The sequence below is a fragment of the Amycolatopsis sp. NBC_01307 genome (assembly GCF_035975215.1).
GTDB lineage: Bacteria > Actinomycetota > Actinomycetes > Mycobacteriales > Pseudonocardiaceae > Amycolatopsis.
Genome location: NZ_CP108403.1, coordinates 5,896,953 through 5,913,890, shown reverse-complemented (window position 1 = coordinate 5,913,890; position 16,938 = coordinate 5,896,953). Strand labels below are relative to the sequence as shown.

The 16,938-nt window shown below is 73.2% G+C and carries 12 protein-coding genes; 10 read left to right on the top strand and 2 right to left on the bottom strand.

Annotated elements, in window-relative coordinates; genetic code table 11:
- The first annotated feature begins 68 nt into the window (after window positions 1-68).
- The 4 genes from OG439_RS25340 to OG439_RS25325 all read left to right on the top strand — a co-directional run bounded on the left by OG439_RS25340 (window position 69) and on the right by OG439_RS25325 (window position 6,379).
- Window positions 69-3,416 (top strand): phosphodiester glycosidase family protein, encoded by a 3,348-nt coding sequence (locus tag OG439_RS25340; protein WP_326943341.1) that lies wholly within the window; start codon window positions 69-71, stop codon window positions 3,414-3,416.
- A gap of 41 nt (window positions 3,417-3,457) precedes the next feature.
- Complete coding sequence (locus OG439_RS25335; RefSeq protein WP_326943340.1) at window positions 3,458-4,402, top strand: ABC transporter ATP-binding protein; 945 nt, start codon at window positions 3,458-3,460, stop codon at window positions 4,400-4,402.
- Window positions 4,403-4,742: 340 nt separating this feature from the next.
- Entirely contained in the window at window positions 4,743-5,549 is an 807-nt protein-coding gene (locus OG439_RS25330) for an ABC transporter permease (protein ID WP_247055223.1), read from the top strand.
- Complete coding sequence (locus OG439_RS25325) at window positions 5,549-6,379, top strand: ABC transporter permease (RefSeq protein WP_326943339.1); 831 nt, start codon at window positions 5,549-5,551, stop codon at window positions 6,377-6,379. The genes OG439_RS25330 and OG439_RS25325 overlap by 1 nt, the downstream gene beginning before the upstream one ends.
- 6 nt (window positions 6,380-6,385) lie before the next feature.
- On the opposite strand, the gene OG439_RS25320 is transcribed toward OG439_RS25325, so the two are convergent.
- Window positions 6,386-7,816, bottom strand: a complete 1,431-nt coding sequence (locus tag OG439_RS25320) for a S8 family peptidase (protein WP_326943338.1) — start codon at window positions 7,814-7,816, stop codon at window positions 6,386-6,388.
- 537 nt (window positions 7,817-8,353) lie between these two features.
- Between OG439_RS25320 and OG439_RS25315 the strand changes: the two genes are divergently transcribed.
- The 6 genes from OG439_RS25315 to OG439_RS25290 all read left to right on the top strand — a co-directional run bounded on the left by OG439_RS25315 (window position 8,354) and on the right by OG439_RS25290 (window position 16,415).
- The gene (locus OG439_RS25315) at window positions 8,354-11,434 is read left to right on the top strand and encodes a translation initiation factor IF-2 N-terminal domain-containing protein (RefSeq protein WP_326943337.1); all 3,081 of its coding nucleotides are present in this window, start codon (window positions 8,354-8,356) and stop codon (window positions 11,432-11,434) included.
- A 163-nt stretch (window positions 11,435-11,597) separates the two neighbouring features.
- Window positions 11,598-11,912: a 50S ribosomal protein L21 gene (gene rplU, locus OG439_RS25310; protein ID WP_247064489.1), complete on the top strand. Its 315-nt coding sequence runs from the start codon at window positions 11,598-11,600 to the stop codon at window positions 11,910-11,912.
- 42 nt (window positions 11,913-11,954) lie between these two features.
- On the top strand, window positions 11,955-12,215 hold the full coding sequence (gene rpmA, locus OG439_RS25305) for a 50S ribosomal protein L27 (protein ID WP_155545674.1): 261 nt from the start codon (window positions 11,955-11,957) through the stop codon (window positions 12,213-12,215).
- A 107-nt stretch (window positions 12,216-12,322) separates the two neighbouring features.
- Window positions 12,323-13,783 (top strand): GTPase ObgE, encoded by a 1,461-nt coding sequence (obgE, locus tag OG439_RS25300; RefSeq protein ID WP_247055215.1) that lies wholly within the window; start codon window positions 12,323-12,325, stop codon window positions 13,781-13,783.
- Window positions 13,780-14,889, top strand: coding sequence for a glutamate 5-kinase (gene proB / locus OG439_RS25295; RefSeq protein ID WP_326943336.1), 1,110 nt, complete (start codon window positions 13,780-13,782; stop codon window positions 14,887-14,889). Before obgE ends, proB begins: the two co-directional genes overlap by 4 nt.
- Before the next feature lie 50 nt (window positions 14,890-14,939).
- Window positions 14,940-16,415: a class I adenylate-forming enzyme family protein gene (locus tag OG439_RS25290; protein WP_326943335.1), complete on the top strand. Its 1,476-nt coding sequence runs from the start codon at window positions 14,940-14,942 to the stop codon at window positions 16,413-16,415.
- 8 nt (window positions 16,416-16,423) lie between these two features.
- Here the strand turns inward: OG439_RS25290 and OG439_RS25285 are convergent, their stop codons facing one another.
- On the bottom strand, window positions 16,424-16,888 hold the full coding sequence (locus OG439_RS25285) for an SRPBCC family protein (RefSeq protein WP_326943334.1): 465 nt from the start codon (window positions 16,886-16,888) through the stop codon (window positions 16,424-16,426).
- Window positions 16,889-16,938: the final 50 nt, after the last annotated feature.

The following is a 16,938-nucleotide window of genomic DNA, read 5'->3' as shown; positions in this document are numbered from 1 at the left end:
GCCTTCCCGTGGCCGTGCCGCTGCGTTGTGCTGGTCCGGTTCACTCTCACTCGATACTGGGGTACCCGGTGAAGAAGTCACGCTTTGTGCTCTCCGGCGCGCTCTTGGCGCTGTTCACGTCCGGTCTCGTCGTCCCGGCCCACGCCGACCCGCTCGCGGCGCCGCTGGGGACGCCGCCGATCGAGGGCGCGCCCGCCGCGTCGTCGGCCCACGAAGGCCCGGCGACCTCCGCCGCCGCGGACCCCGACGACGGCCTCGTCACCGGCAGCGCGACCACCGAGGTCGCGCCCGGCCTGGACCTCACCCAGTTCGACCGGTACGACCCGGCGGGCTGGATCCGCGGCGACACCCTCGCCGTCGACCTGGGCAGCAAGGTGCTCTGGCCGACGTACCTCAGCCCGGGCACGGTTTCCGCGCGCACACCGCTCTCGCAGCAGGTCGCGCGCACCGGCGCGGTCGCCGGCGTGAACGGCGACTTCTTCGACATCAACGCCACCGGCGCGCCGATCGGCGTCGGCGTCGACCACGGGCAGCTGCAGACGGCGCCCGCGGCCGGCCACAACCTCACCGCGGCGATCACGGACGAGGGCAAGGCCCGGCTCGCATCGGTCTTCCTCGAAGCGACGGTCACGCTGCCCGGCGGCGCCGTCAAGGCCACGAATTTCAACAGCCCGGTCCTGGACCGCGACGCGATCGGCGTCTACACGCCGTTGTGGGGCCGCTCCGGCCGCGCGACGTCGGTGGCCGGCGCCGCGCGGGTCCTCGAGGTGGAGCTGCGCGACGGCGTTGTCACCCAGGTGCGCACCGCGCCGGCGGACGGCCCGATCGCGGCCGGCACGACCGTGCTCCTGGCCCGTGAGGCCGGCGCGGACGCGCTCGCCGCGCTGAAGCCGGGTGACGCGGTCGGCGTCACGTACGCGCCGCGCTCCGACGCCGGGAAGATCGCGGTCGCGGTGGGCGGCAACGAAGTCCTGCTGCGCGACGGCGTCGTGCAGCCCGTCGACAACGTCGCGATGCACCCGCGGACCGCGGTCGGCTTCTCCGCCGACGGCACGAAACTGTGGCTGGCCACTGTGGACGGACGCCAGGCCGACAGCCGCGGCATGACCGAGCTGGAACTGGCGCGGCACCTGAAGAGCCTCGGCGCCGACGACGCGATCAACCTCGACGGCGGCGGCTCGTCGACGCTGCTGGCGCGCACCGAGGGCGAGGCCGCGCCGAGCATCCGCAACGCGCCGTCCGACGGCGGGGAACGCCTGGTGCCCAACGGGATCGGCTTCGGCACGGTGCCCGGCAGCGGCCGGCTGACGGCGTTCGCGCCGGCGCCCGCGGTGGCGACGGCCGACGCGACCCGCGTCCTGACCGGCCTGACCCGGCACCTGGTCGCCGACGGGCACGACGAGACCGGCGCCGCGGTCGCCGCCGACCCGCGCTGGACGACGTCCGACCCCCGGCGGGCCTCCGTGACGTACGGGGTCGTGACCGGGCACGGTCCCGGCGGGGTCGACGTCGTCGCGAAGTCCGGCCGGGCGGCCGGGAAGACGGCGCTTTCGGTGCTGGGCAAGCCGGTCCGGCTCGGCACCAGCACCGAGCAGGTCGCGCTGTCGGCCGCCGGCGCGACCAGCACGTTCAAGGTCTACGGCTACGACGCCGACGGTTACGGCACCTGGCTGGAGCCCGACGACGTGAAGCTCGACTACGACCACGCGGTCGTGCGCGTCGTCCCGGCGGGCGACGGGTTCTCGGTGACGGCGCTGACCGCGTCCGGCGCGTCCGCGATCACCGCGACGGCGGCCGGCCTGACCACCCACCTGGCCGTATCCGTGGGCACGGTCGCGCAGGTCGCGGCGCCGCTGGACGGCCCGGCGGGCTGGACCGCCACGGTGTTCCCGGCGGTCGTCGGCGCGGCGCTGTCCGCGGCGCTGGGGCGGGACGGCGGCGCCGGTCTCGCGCTGGACTACCGGCTGACCGGCACGACCGCGACGCGTGCCGCGTACGTCACGCCTTCGGCGTCGCTGCCGGTACCGACGGGCACGCAGAAGATCGGCCTGTGGGTCAACGGTGACGGTAAGGGCGCCTGGCTGCGGGCCGAACTGCGCGACGCCGCGAACGTCGCGTCCATTGTGGACTTGTCGCTGAGCGTGGACTGGACGGGCTGGCGCTACGTCACCGCCGCGGTGCCGGCCGGGTTGCCCGCTGGGCAGCGGCTGGCGCGGTTCTACGCCGTCGAAAACGTGCCGGACCAGCAGTACGAAGGTCACCTGGTGTTCGACGACCTGACGTTCGAGGTGGCGCCGTCGGCGACGGTGCCCGCGGACCCGGCGCCGCACGACCCGGCGCTGGTCACCGACGGAACGCTCGCCGGCGGCCTGCGCGTCGCGGTCGTCAGCGACGCGCAGTTCACCGCCGACGACCCCACGGGCCCGCTGGTCGCCCAGGCGCGGCGGGCGCTGCGCGAGGCCGTCGCGGCGAAGCCGGACCTGGTGCTGCTCAACGGCGACTTCGTCGACCGCGGCACGCCGCCCGACTTCACGCTGGCGCGGCAGGTGATTTCCGAGGAGCTGGACGGCAAGGCGCCGTGGTACTACGTGCCGGGCAACCACGAAGCCGAGGGCGGAAACGGCCTCGCCAACTTCCAGGCCGTCTTCGGGGACACCCACCGCGTCGTCGACCTGCGCGGGATCCGGCTGGTGCTGCTGGACTCCTCGCGCGGCTCGCTGCGGGCCGGCGGGTTCGACCAGGTGCGGATGCTGCGCACGGCGCTCGACTCGGCGGCCGCCGACCGGAACGTGCGCGGGGTCGTCGTCGCGATGCACCACCCGGTGAAGGACCCGAGCCCGACCGGGAACTCCCAGCTCGCCGACCCGAAGGAAGCGGCGCTGCTGACCGGCTGGCTGACCGGTTTCGAGCAGACGTCCGGCAAGCCCGCGGCGGCCGTCGCCTCGCACGCCGGCGTGTTCTCGCTGTCCCGTGTGGACGGTGTGCCGTACCTGGTCAACGGCAACTCCGGCAAGGCGCCCGCGGCCGCACCGGGCGACGGCGGGTTCGTCGGCTGGACGCTGCTGCGCGTCGACCCGGCCGACCGCGCCCAGCCGGTGCGGTTCGAGACCCGCCCGAACGTCGACGCGCTGACCCTCGCGGGGCCGGCGGAGCTTGCCCGGGGTGCCCACGCCGACGTGCGCGCGACGCTGCGCCAGGGCGCCCGCGACGTCCCGGTGTCGTACCCGGTCAGCGCGGACTGGACCGGCGCGTGGGGCACGCACATCGCTTCGGCCGGGTGGCCGCCCGCGCCGTGGGACGTCGCGTCGTTCGACCCGTCGACCGGGGTGCTGACGGCGCTGCGCCCGGGCGTCGCGCGGCTGTCGGTGACGGTCAACGGGGTGACGAAAACGCTGGTGTCGACCGTTCGCGGCTAAACCGTTCGGTTTTTGTCGGTGGCGGGTCCTAGGGTTCGGGTGTGGACCAAACGGAGGAGCGAGAGCCGGCGCTGGTGCAGGCCAAGGCACTGGTGAAGCGGTTCGGCGAGTTCGAAGCCGTGCGCGGGATCGACGTCGAGGTGCGGCGCGGGGAGGCGTTCGGCTTCCTCGGCCCCAACGGCGCCGGGAAGTCGTCGACCATGCGGATGATCGCGTGCGTGTCACCGCGGACCGACGGCGACCTGCGGGTCCTCGGCCTGGACCCGGACGCCGCCGGCCCGCGGATCCGCGCGCGCCTCGGCGTCGTGCCGCAGCTGGACAACCTGGACGTCGAGCTGACCGTCCGGGAGAACCTGATCGTGTACGCCCGGTACTTCGGGCTGTCGCGGGCGGTGGCTCGCCGCAAGGCCGAAGAGCTGCTGGAGTTCGCCCAGCTGACGGACCGGGCGGACGACAAGGTGGACCCGCTGTCGGGCGGCATGAAACGGCGTCTGACGATCGCGCGGTCGCTGGTCAACGACCCGGAACTGCTGCTGCTCGACGAGCCGACGACAGGCCTCGACCCGCAGGCCCGGCACCTGCTGTGGGATCGCTTGTTCCGGCTCAAGGCCCAGGGCACCACGCTGATCGTGACCACGCACTACATGGACGAGGCGGAGCAGCTGTGCGACAGGCTGGTGGTGATGGACCACGGCCGCATCGCCGCGGAAGGCTCACCGGCCGAGCTGATCAGCCGCTACTCGACGCGCGAAGTCGTCGAGCTGCGGTTCGCGTCGGGGGAGCAGGAGTCGGCGGCCGCGCAGGTGGCGGGCCTGGCGGAGCGGGTGGAGGTGCTCCCGGACCGCGTCCTGCTCTACAGCAACGACGGCGAGGACGCCCTGGAACGCACCCACGCCCGAGGCGTCCGCCCGCTGTCGAGCCTGGTGCGCCGCAGTTCCCTGGAGGACGTGTTCCTCAGGCTGACCGGCCGAACGCTGGTGGACTGATGGACTCGGGTTCTCGTGGCGCACACGGCTGTCCCGCGCCCCTCCGCCCTCCCGGCGAGTCGGCCACTCCGGGTGGCGAGTTGGCTGCTCCGGTCGGCGGGTTGGCCGTTCGGGATGGCGAGTCGGCCGTTCCGGTCGCGACGGTGGCCCTGGCCCGGCTGCCCCGGCCACGACTCCGCCGGGCTCCGGCCGATGCCCATCGCCGGAGGGACCCGCGGGGGTGCAGCTCACGCGCGCACTCCTGCCGGGCGATCCGGCGATCGTGCCTCTGCCGGGAGACTCCACGCGCGCACTCCTGCCGGGACACCCGGCGATCGCGCCTCGGCCGGAAGGATCGGCCATGACCACCGTCGAATCCACCGGCCGGGTCGTCGGCCGGTGGCACGGGGCCTGGCTGCGCGTCGAAGGGCACTGGACCTGGTACCGCCGGCACTGGCTGTCCACTTTGTACTCCACCGGCCTGCAGCCGGTGCTGTTCCTCGCCGCGATGGGTCTCGGCTTCGGGTCGCAGGTGCGGCCCGGCACGGTCACCGGCGGCCTCTCCTACCTGCAGTACATCGCGCCCGCGCTGCTCGCGGCCGGTGCGGCACAGCAGGCGATCGGCGAGTCGAGCTACCCCGTTCTCTCCGGATTCAAGTGGCAGAAGGACTACCTGGCCGTCACCGCCACGCCGGTGTCACCCGGCCAGGTGTTCGGCGGTCACCTGATCTGGTCGGCGCTGCGGCTGACCCTGGCCGGCGCGATCTACGCGTTCGTCGCGTTGTTCTTCGGCTCCTGGACCGGCCCCGGCGTCCTGCTGGTGATCCTGGCCGGCACCGTCACCGGCCTCGCCTGCACCACGCCGATGGCCGCGCTGGCGGCGAGCACCCACGACGAGGGCCAGCGCTTCGGGCTGATCTTCCGGTTCGTCGTGATGCCGATGACGTTGTTCTCCGGCACGTTCTTCCCGATCGCCCAGCTGCCCGCCGCGATCCGCTGGCTGGCCTGGATCTCGCCGCTGTGGCACGGCACCCAGCTGGCCCGCGGCGTGAGCGTCGGCGGGGTCGGCGGCTGGGCGATGCTCGGCCACTTCGCCGTGCTCGCGGCGTTGTTCGCGGCCGGGTGGGCGCTCGCGCACCGGGCCTTCTACAAGAGGCTGGTGGTCTGATGGTGAGCGTCCAGGCTCCGCCGGCCCGCGGCGGGCTGCTGCTGCGGATCCTCCCGCCCGGGCTCTACGCCGGCCGGGCGAGCGCGCTGATCGAGCGCGCGGCCATGGTCTACCGGAACAGCTGGCTGATCTTCCTGTCCGGCGCGATCGAGCCGTTCCTCTACCTGATGGCGTTCCAGCTGGGCTTCGGCAAGCTGGTCACCGAGGTCGCGGGCCCGGACGGGCGCCCGATGAGCTACGTCGCCTTCGTCGCCCCGGCGCTGCTGGCGATGTCGGCGATGAACGGCGCCGTCTTCGAGTCGACGTACAACCTGTTCTTCAAGCTGCGCTACGCGAAGCTGTACGACGCGATGCTGGCCACTCCGATCGGCCCGCTGGACGTCGCGCTCGGCGAGATCGGCTGGGCGGTCCTGCGCGGCGGCTTCTACGCGGTGGCGTTCCTCGGCATCGCGGCGGCGATGGGGCTGCTGACGTCGTGGTGGGCGCTGCTGATGGTCCCGGCGGCCCTGCTGGTGGGCCTGGCGTTCTCGGCGGTCGGCATGGCGCTGGTGACGTTCGTGAAGTCGACGGCCCAGTTCGACTACATCCAGCTGGTGCTGACCCCGATGTTCCTGTTCTCGACGACGTTCTTCCCGCTGTCGGTGTACCCGGAGCCGGTGCAGTGGGTGGTCCGCTGCTTCCCGCTCTACCACGCGATCGAGCTGATGCGCGGCCTCGCGACGGGCATCCTGTCGCCCGGGATGCTGGGCAACCTCGCCTACCTGCTGGTCCTCGGCGGCGTGGGCCTGTGGGCCTCGACCCGCCGCATCGCGAAACTCCTGCTGACGTGACGCGGCTCAGCGGGCCGGGTCCGGCCGCCCGGTCCGCGGCGCCACCGCCGCCATCGCGTCCACCATGCCGTGGCCGTAGAAGCCGTTGAACCCCTCGTACCCCGCGCAGTACGCGTCCTGGATCCCGTCGCCGGTCAGGTCGTAGTCGGCCGGGCACGCCATCGGCGTCGCCTGCTCGTCCAGCGACCGCCGCAGCTGCCGCGGCCCGGCGCCCGGGTGCTGGGACGCCAGCAGCGCGAGCACCCCGGCGACGTGCGGCGCCGCCATCGACGTCCCGCACAGCGGCGCGTACCCGCCCGGGACCGTCGAGAGCACGCACCGGCCCGTCTCGCCGCCGGGCGCGGTGACGTCGATCACGCCCAGCCCGTACGAGCTGTAGCCCGCCTTCACCCGGTCCGCTCCCACCGCCGACACCGCGACGACGTCCCGCAGCCCGGCCGGCAGGGCCTCGCACCCGGTGCCCGCGCCGGGCGCGCCCGACCGCGCGGACGGCGTCAGGCCGACGGCCTCGTTGGTCGCCGCCGCGACGTTCAGCGTGCCCGCCGACGTGCTGTACTCCACCGCCCTGGCCAGCACCTCGTGCACGACGCCGCGGTCGTCGCCGCGGATGCACGACAGCGACCACGGGTTGACGAAGTAGCTGCTATTCGTCAGCTGCATGTGCCGCGACGCCGCCCACATCAGCCCGCACACCGCGGCCTCGGGGTCGGCGTACCCGCGGTCGTCGATCACCTTCACCGAGGCGACGCGCACGCCGGGCGCCACGCCGGTGACGCCGTGGCCGTCGTCGGCCGCCGCGATGATGCCGGCCACGTGCGTGCCGTGCACCGACGTCGTCGGCGCCCACGCGCCGCGGTCCTGGTCGGGGGCGCCGGTGAGGCAGCCGGCGGAGTCGTCGCGGTCCAGTGCCGCGGTCAGGTCCGGGTGGGCCGGGTCGATCCCCGAGTCGAGCACGCCGACCACGACGTCGCGGCTCCCCTCGGACACCCGGTGCGCCCAGCCCGCGTTGATCGCCTGCATGTCCCACTGCCGGGAGCTCAGGTCCGTGCCGGGCACCCGGGCCGGGTCGGTCGCGGCCAGCGCCGCCCGCGCGGGCTGGGGCTTGACCGGGTCGGTCGCGCGCTGCGCGGCCAGCCGCTCGCCCTGGGCGCTGAACGTCCGGTCGAGGCCGATCCGCGGCCCGAACCCCGGATCGCCGGACGTGGCCACGGCGACGGCGATCTGCGGGTAGTACACGGTCGTGGCGCCACAGGCGCCGGCGATCTGAGCGCGCGCGGCGGACTCGGCCGTGCCACGGTCGAAGGTGACGACGTAACGCAGGGTCCGCCCGTGGGCGCAGGACGGCTCGTCGGCCGCCGCCGGACCGGCGGTGACGCATCCCGAAAGCACCAGCACGGTGCACACGGCCGCCCGCAGCGGCCGCGCCAGCAGGGACACTTGACCTCCCACCGGACGCCGGAACGCGGGTGCCGGCGCGCGTGCGCCCGGCCACCCCGAGCCGCACGCTAGCCACCCCGCGCCCGGCGGACAAGCTCTGCGGCCAAGTTCGCCCGGCCGGTGCCCCGCGGCACGCCCGGGCGGCCTGCGTGAGGTACCGACTACACCGGTGCGGTCACCGGGTGTGGGATACTCGGGGAGGCCACTGGGCCGCGGGGCGCACGTGAGAGGTGCTGCCTGCGGCATTGTGGCCCGGTGAAGTGCATGAACCAGCACCACGCGCGTCGCCGCCCGCAAGCCGGGCGGCTGGACGACGTGGCGGGCGGCCCGGGGGCCGCGAGGCTTGGGCAGGCACCCGCCGAGCAGACCTTTGACCGGGTTGCGCGCCATCGGGAGTCGGTGGTGCGGCGCCCGGTCGTCGGGCAAGGATTCCCGCCGCTGGTGACCACCACGGCGGAACGAACAGAAAGGGGCCCCTGCGCGGCCGCGTCCCTGCCGGGTTGAACCGGCAGACGCGCCCGGGGGCGGAGGAGACACATGTCGAACGCGGAAACACCCGCCGAGCACACCGGCGGGAATCCCGCCACACCCACGACCGGCCCGCTGGCCGACCTGCCCGCCCGGATCCGGGTGCACGCGCTGGCCAAGCTGCTCGAGTCGCACAGCCGGGACGTCCTCGCGAAGCTGGGCGAACTGGGCGAAAGCGTCCGCAGCGCGCAGTCGAGCGTGACCCGGGAAGTGGCCCTCAAGGTCGCCGAGGCGTTCTCCGGCGGCGACGTCGAGGTCGCGCCGGCTTCCGGCGGTGACGTCGAAGCGGCGCCCGCTTCCGGTGGCGACGTCGAGGTGGCCCCCACCTCGGGCGGTGACGTCGAGGTCGCGCCCACCGGGCGGACCCGGCGCAAGCCGGAACCCGAGCCGGCACCCGCCGAGACCGAGAAGCCGCGGCCGCGGCAGAAGAGCCGCGCGCACCTGCCGGTGTTCGCCGCGCCGTCGCCGGTCTTCCTGCCGCCGGAGCCCGCCGCGACCAAGCCGGCGCGCAAGCCGGCCGACCCGTTCGCGGAGCCGCCGGCTCCGGCCCCGGTGAAGCAGAAGCGCCAGCAGCCCGAGCCCGAGATCGTCGAGGAAGAAGAGGCCGAGGACACCACGCCGGCCATCGACGCCGACGACGACGGTGACGACGCCAACAGCCGCCGCCGCCGTCGCCGTGGCCGCCGCGGCCGTGGCCGGGGCAAGGGCGCCGACGGCAGCGACGAGAACGACGGCGACGACGCCCAGGCCGAAGAGGAGCAGCCGCCGCCCGCGCGCCGCCGCTCCCGCAACGGCAACACGGACGAAAAGCCCGCGAAGGACGAGTCGGACGTCGCGGAGGAGCCCGAGGGCGACGACGCCGACAACGACGGCGACAGTGACGGTGAAGGCGGCAGCAAGCGCCGTCGCCGCCGTCGCCGCCGCAAGGGCTCGGACGGCGACGACGCCGGGGACACCGGCACCGACGACCCGCCCAACACCGTCACCCACGTCCGCCAGGCCAAGGCCGAGCAGGCCGAACGCGCCGAGCGCGAGCGCCCGGCGGCACGCGACGAGGTGCGCAGCGTCCGCGGCTCGACCCGGCTCGAGGCCAAGCGCCAGCGCCGCCGCGACGGCCGCGAGGCCGGCCGCCGCCGCGCCCCGATCCTGTCCGAGGCCGAGTTCCTCGCCCGCCGCGAGGCGGTCGAGCGCACGATGGTCGTCCTCGAGAAGGGCGACTCCACGCAGATCGCCGTGCTCGAGGACGGCGTGCTGGTCGAGCACTTCGTGACGCAGTCGGGCTCCGGCTCGATCGTCGGCAACGTCTACCTCGGCCGCGTCCAGAACGTGCTGCCGAGCATGGAGGCCGCGTTCATCGACATCGGCCGCGGCCGCAACGCCGTGCTCTACGCCGGTGAGGTCGACTGGGACGCCGCCGGCCTGGAGGGCAAGGCCCGCAAGATCGAGCAGGCGCTGTCCACCGGCGACTCCGTGCTGGTCCAGGTGACCAAGGACCCGGTCGGGCACAAGGGCGCCCGGCTGACCACGCAGATCTCGCTGCCCGGCCGCTTCCTGGTGTACGTCCCCGCGGGCGGCGCCACCGGCATCTCCCGCAAGCTGCCGGAGAACGAGCGCCGCCGGCTCAAGGACATCCTCAAGCGGATCGTCCCGGAGGACGCGGGTGTGATCATCCGCACCGCCTCCGAGGGCATCGGCGAGGAGGAGCTCGGCCGCGACGTCGACCGCCTGAAGGCCCAGTGGGACATCATCAAGGAGAAGGCCGACGCCGGCTCCGGCCGCAAGGGCGGCGCGCCGACCATGCTCTACGAAGAGCCGGACCTGCTGGTCAAGGTCGTGCGTGACCTCTTCACCGAGGACTTCACCAAGCTGGAGATCCAGGGCAACCGGTCCTGGGACACCATCGACGACTACGTCCGGCACGTCGCGCCGGAGCTGGGCGAGCGCCTCAAGCGCTACACCGGCACCGGCGACGCCTTCGCCGACCACCGGATCGACGAGCAGATCACCAAGGCCCTCGACCGCAAGGTCTGGCTGCCCTCGGGCGGGTACCTGGTCATCGACCGCACCGAGGCGATGACGGTCATCGACGTCAACACCGGCAAGTTCACGGGCTCGGGCGGCAACCTCGAGGAGACGGTGACCCGCAACAACCTGGAGTCGGCGGAGGAGATCGTCCGCCAGCTGCGGCTGCGGGACATCGGCGGCATCATCGTGATCGACTTCATCGACATGGTGCTCGAGTCCAACCGCGAGCTGGTGCTGCGCCGCCTCACCGAGTGCCTCGGCCGCGACCGCACCCGCCACCAGGTCGCCGAGGTCACCTCGCTCGGCCTGGTGCAGATGACCCGCAAGAAGATCGGCACCGGGCTGCTCGAGGCGTTCTCGACGCCGTGCGAGCACTGCAAGGGCCGCGGCGTGGTCGTCTCGACCGAGCCGCAGCGCACGGCCGGCGGCATCGCCGCCCACTCTCCCAGCGGCAACGGGGGCAACGGCGGCAACGGTGGCGGTGGCGGCAACGGCGGCAGCGGCGGCGGGGAGAAGAGCTCCCGCCGGTCGCGCGGCCGTGGTGGCAAGGGCGAGGAAGCCGCCAAGGAGCAGGCCGAGGCCGCCAAGGCCGAGGTGCACGCCGTCCCGCCGCCGGAGAAGCGCGAGTCGATCGCGTCCGCGGTGGCGGCGATGGCCAACGCGTCCAAGGTCGCCAAGGAGCAGCCGCACGAGCACGGTGCCCTCAACGGCAACGGGCCCGTCCCGGAGGTGACCGACACGGCGGAGGCCGGTCAGGCCACCGAGACGCCGGCCGAGGCCGTGGTGGCCCCGGAGCCGGCGACCGAGGTCGCGGACGTCCCGGTGACCACCGAGGCGGACGAGACGCCGGCGCCGCTCGAGGAGCTGCCGGCCGTCGAGCGCTCGTCGGCGCCCGAGCCGGCGGAAGAGCCCGTCACAGAGTCTTCGGAGGCCGCTGAGCCGGTCGCCGAACCCGAGGTCAGCGTGCCCGAACCGGCCGTGCGCTCCACCCGGCGCCGTCCGCGCCGGGCGGCGTCACGCCCGGCCGGTCCGCCGGTGAAAGCCTCGGAGCAGAGCGCTAACTGAACACCAGGGGGACCCCGGTGGTAACGCACCGGGGCACCCCACGTAACCTGTAGTACGGCCTACCACCAGAGTAGGCCGCCTGCGTGAGAGCAGGACCGCCTTCCCGGAGGCGGGCCGATCGCGCGGGGCCCCCACCCATTGTCGAGTAATGCAGGAGACTTCCGTGTCGGCGTACGCGATCGTCAAGACCGGCGGCAAGCAGTACAAGGTTGCCGTCGGCGACGTGGTCGAGGTCGAGAAGCTCGAGGGCGAGCCGGGCACCGAGCACATTCTCCCCGCCGTGTTGTACGTAGACGGTGGCGATGTCACCACGGACGTGGACGCGCTGGCGAAGGTCTCGGTCACCGGCAAGGTCGTCGAGCAGACCAAGGGTCCGAAGATCCGGATCCACAAGTTCAAGAACAAGACGGGCTACCACAAGCGTCAGGGTCACCGGCAGAAGCTGACCCGCGTCGAGGTCACCGCCATCTCCATCTGAGGACTTTCCCGGATCTTCGCAAGACTGAAAGAGGACTGAGCTATGGCTCACAAGAAGGGTGCGTCCAGCTCCCGCAACGGTCGTGACTCGAACGCGCAGCGCCTCGGCGTCAAGCGCTTCGGCGGCCAGGAAGTCAACGCCGGCGAGATCCTGATCCGCCAGCGGGGCACCAAGTTCCACCCCGGCGTGAACGTCGGCCGTGGCGGCGACGACACGCTGTTCGCCCTGGCCGCCGGTGCGGTCCAGTTCGGCGAGAAGCGTGGTCGCAAGACCATCAACATCGTCGTGCCGGTCGAAGCCTGAGTTTCGGCTTCGACGAAGACCTTCTGACGAGGGGTGGAGCCGGAATATCCGGCGCCACCCCTCGTTTGTTTTGTGTATCCCCTGCTCGCGAATGAAAGAGGCAAGTGATGGCGTCCCGGTTCGTGGACCGCGCGGTGATCCACCTGACCGCCGGCGACGGTGGGAACGGCTGCGCCTCGGTGCACCGCGAGAAGTTCAAGCCCCTCGGCGGCCCGGACGGCGGCAACGGCGGCAACGGCGGCGACGTCCTGCTGGTCGTCGACCCGAACGTGCACACCCTGCTCGACTTCCACTTCCGCCCGCACGCCAAGGCGGGCAGCGGCAAGCTGGGCCAGGGCGGCGACCGCGCGGGCGCGGCGGGGGAGACCCTGGTGATGAAGGTGCCGTCCGGCACCGTCGTGTTCACCGAAGACGGCCAGATGGTCGCCGACCTCATCGGCCCGGGCACCACGTTCGTCGCGGCCCAGGGCGGCCGCGGTGGTCTCGGCAACCGCGCGCTGTCGTCGAAGGCGCGCAAGGCGCCCGGGTTCGCGCTGCTGGGCGAGCCGGGTGAAGCCCGCAACCTCGTGCTGGAGCTGCGTTCGGTCGCCGACGTCGGCCTGCTCGGCTTCCCGTCCGCCGGCAAGTCGTCGCTGATCTCGGTGCTGTCCGCGGCCAAGCCGAAGATCGCCGACTACCCGTTCACCACGCTCGTGCCGAACCTCGGCGTGATCACCGGTGGCGACACCGTCTTCACGATGGCCGACGTCCCCGGCCTGATCCCCGGCGCGTCCGAAGGCAAGGGCCTCGGGCTCGACTTCCTGCGCCACATCGAGCGCTGCGCGGTGCTGGTGCACGTCGTCGACTGCGCGACGCTGGAGCCCGGCCGCGATCCGGTGTCCGATGTGGACGCGCTGGAGCTGGAACTCTCGAAGTACACCCCGGGCCTCGGCGGCAAGCTCGAAGAGCGCCCGCGCGTGGTCGTCCTCAACAAGATCGACGTCCCGGAGGCCGCCGAGCTCGCCGAGTTCGTCCGGCCGGAGTTCGAAGCCCGCGGTCTGCAGGTGTTCGAGATCTCCACGGCGTCGCGCAAGGGCCTGCGTGAGCTGACCTTCGCGCTCGCCAAGGTGGTCGAGGAGTACCGCGAGATGCAGCCGGTGCTGGAGCCGGAGACGATCGTGCTGCGGCCCCTCGCCGTCAACGACGAAGGGTTCACCGTCGACGTCGATCCGGAAGAAGAGGGCGCCTTCATCGTGCGCGGCTCGCGCCCGGAGCGGTGGATCCGCCAGACGAGCTTCGGCAACGACGAAGCTGTCGGCTACCTCGCCGACCGCCTCAACCGCCTCGGCGTCGAGGACAAGCTGGCGAAGCTCGGCGCGCGCCCGGGCAGCCCGGTCACGATCGGCGACGTCCAGTTCGAGTGGCAGCCGTCGACGCCGAGCGTCGCGATGCACCTGTCCGGCCGCGGCACCGACGTCCGGCTCGAGAACCACGACCGGATCGGCGCGTCCGAGCGCAAGGAAGCCCGCCGGATCCGGCGTGACGGCCCGGACGAGCCGGAAGGCGCCGACGGGGACCTGGACGCGTGAGCGGCACGCGGGAGGCGATCGCCGCCGCCCGGCGGCTGGTGGTCAAGGTCGGTTCCTCGGCGCTGACCACCGCGGGCAGCGGCCTCGACGCGACCCGGCTCGACGCGCTGGTCGACGCGATCGCGCACCGGGTCGCCCGGGACACGCAGATCGTGCTGGTCTCCTCCGGTGCGATCGGCGCCGGCCTGGCGCCGCTTTCGCTGGGCAAGCGGCCGAAGGACCTCGCCACCCAGCAGGCGGCGGCGAGCGTCGGGCAGCTCGCCTTGGCGCACGCCTACGCCGAGTCGTTCGGGCGGTACTCGCTGACGGTCGGGCAGGTGCTGCTCACCTCCGACGACGTCGTGCGCCGTTCGCACTACCGCAACGCGCAGCGGACGTTCTCGCGGCTGCTGGCGCTCGGCGCGGTTCCGGTGGTCAACGAGAACGACACGGTGGCCACCGAGGAGATCCGCTTCGGCGACAACGACCGGCTCGCCGCCCTGGTGGCGCACCTGATCGGCGCCGACGCCCTGATCCTGCTGTCCGATGTGGACGGTCTGTACGACGGCGACCCGCGCGAGGGTGCCACCCGCAAGCTCACCGAGGTGCTCTCGGAGTCCGATGTGGACGGTATCTCGGTCGGCATGTCCAGCTCCGGGCTGGGCACGGGCGGCATGGTGTCCAAACTGGCCGCGGCCCGCACCGCGGCGGGGGCGGGCATCCCGGTCCTGCTCGCGGCGGCGTCGGAGGCGTCCCCGGCCCTGACGACGGCGTCGCCGGGCACGGCGTTCGCGCCGGCGGACACCCGCCTCTCGGCCCGCCGCTTCTGGCTGGGCTACGCGGCGGACACCACGGGCAAGCTCCGCATCGACGACGGCGCGGTGACGGCGGTGGTCCGCCGCCGCCGGTCCCTGCTGGCGGCCGGCATCGTCGGCGTCGAGGGCGACTTCCAGGCCGGCGACGTCGTCGACCTGGTCGACACGAACGACCGCGCGGTGGCGCGCGGAGTGGTGGCGTTCGACGCGACCGAGCTGCCGGACCTGATCGGCCGCTCGACCCCCGAACTGCCGCCGGAGCAACGACGCGAGGTCGTCCACGCCGACGACCTCGTCCCGCTGCGCCGCTGAAAGCCGCTGATCGGGGACCTGTCCCGAACGCCCCGTCCTAGGCTCCGCGCATGACCGGCCCCGCCGACATCCTCCGCACCGCCGCGCGGCGCCACCCCGACCGGACCGCGCTCGTCACCGCGACGCGCACGCTGACCTACCGCGAGCTGGACGCGGCCGCGGCGGCCGTGGCCGGCGGCCTGCGTGACCGCGGCATCGCGCCGGGCGACGTCGTGACGCTCTACGCGCCGAACCGCTGGGAGTGGCTGGCCGCCTACCACGGTGCGCTGCGGGCCGGCGCGGTCGTCAACCCGGCCAACGCCCTGCTCACCGCCGAAGAGCTCGGCTACGTCACCCAGGACTGCCGGGCCGCGGCCGTGATCACGACCAGCGCGCTGCGCGAGCGGGTCACCGGCGTCGCGCTCGTCGTGGACCTCGACAACGGCGCGGACGCCGTCCCGTTCGCGGACCTGCTCGAAGCGGCACCCCGGGAACCGGTCGATGTGGACGGTCCGTGCACCATCGCCTACACCTCCGGCACCACCGGCCATCCGAAGGGCGCGGTGCAGAGCCACTACGGCGTCCTGGTCAACTGCGCGCTCACCGCCACGATGCACGCCCGCCGCGAAGACGACGTCGTCGTCACCGCGTTGCCGCTCCCGCACGTCTACGGAAACGTCGCCGTGCACAGCACGTTCTGCGCCGGCGGGACAGTCGTGCTGCGCGAACGGTTCTCACCCGGAGACGTCTTCGCCGCGATCGAAGAGCACCGCGCGACCATCTTCGAAGGCGTGCCCGCGATGTACGCGATGCTGCTCGCCGACCCGGCCCTCGCGCGCGCGGACCTCTCGTCGCTGACCCGCAGCACGGTCGGCGGCCAGACGATCGCCGTCACGACCATGCGGGCCTGGCAGGAGCGCAGTGGCGCGCCGCTGCTGCAGGTCTGGGGGATGACCGAGCTGTCCGGGCACGCCACCACGCACAGCCCGCACGCGCCCGAGGTCCTCGGCTCCATCGGCGTCGCCTACCCCGGCGTGCAGATCCGCGTCGCCGACCTCGACGACCCGGCCCGCGACGTCCCGGACGGCGTCCGCGGCGAGCTGCTGGTGCGCGGGCCGGTCGTGATGCTCGGGTACCACGACCGGCCCGAAGCCACCGCCGAGACGATGGACGCGGACGGCTGGCTGCGCACCGGCGACCTCGGCTACCGCGACCCCACCGGCCACCTGTTCGTCGTCGACCGCAAGAAGGACCTGATCATCACCGGCGGCTACAACGTCTACCCGGCCGAGATCGAGCGGGTGCTCGCCGGGCACCCGGCCGTCGCGATGGTCGCCGCCGGGCCGGTGCCGGACGCCGTCAGGGGGGAGCTGGCCTGCGCGTACGTCGTCCTGCGTCCCGGCGAGACCGCCACGGCCGACGAGCTGATCGCGTTCACGACCCCGCACCTAGCCCCGTACAAGCGGCCGCGGCTGGTCCGGTTCGTCGACCGGCTGCCCGCGACGCCGTCGGGGAAGATCAAGCGGCGCGAGCTGGCCGGGCTGTGAGACCGCGCTCAGCCCCGGCCGGCCAGCTGCGCGCCGAGCTGGTCGAAGAAGACCCGCGTCCCGGCTTCCAGCGCCGCGAAGTGCTCGTCGGTCACCACGCCGGTCTGCCGGAACTCCTGGCGGGTGCCGCCGTCGACGTCCGTCAGCGTCACGGTCATCTCGGTGCGCATCGGCTCGTCCGGCGACGGCTCGTCGCTGAGCCCGAGCACCAGCCGTTCACCCGGGACGACGTCGACGTAGAACCCGGCGAACGGCATGGTGAAGTCGCCGGCTTCGGACGACTGCTTCGCGGCGAACCGGCCGCGCGGCTCGACCTCCATGACCAGGTCGTGGGTGCGGAAGCCGGGGCCGACCCACCAGCCCGCGAACCGCGCGGGGTCGGTCCACGCCGCCCACACCTCGTCGCGGGACACCGGGAAGGTGTCGGTGAGCACCAGCTCGTGCGGCGTTTCCACAGTTTCCATTTCGGACATCCGGACCACTCCTCGGGTTCTTCGGTGACTGGAACCACCTTCGCCGGGCG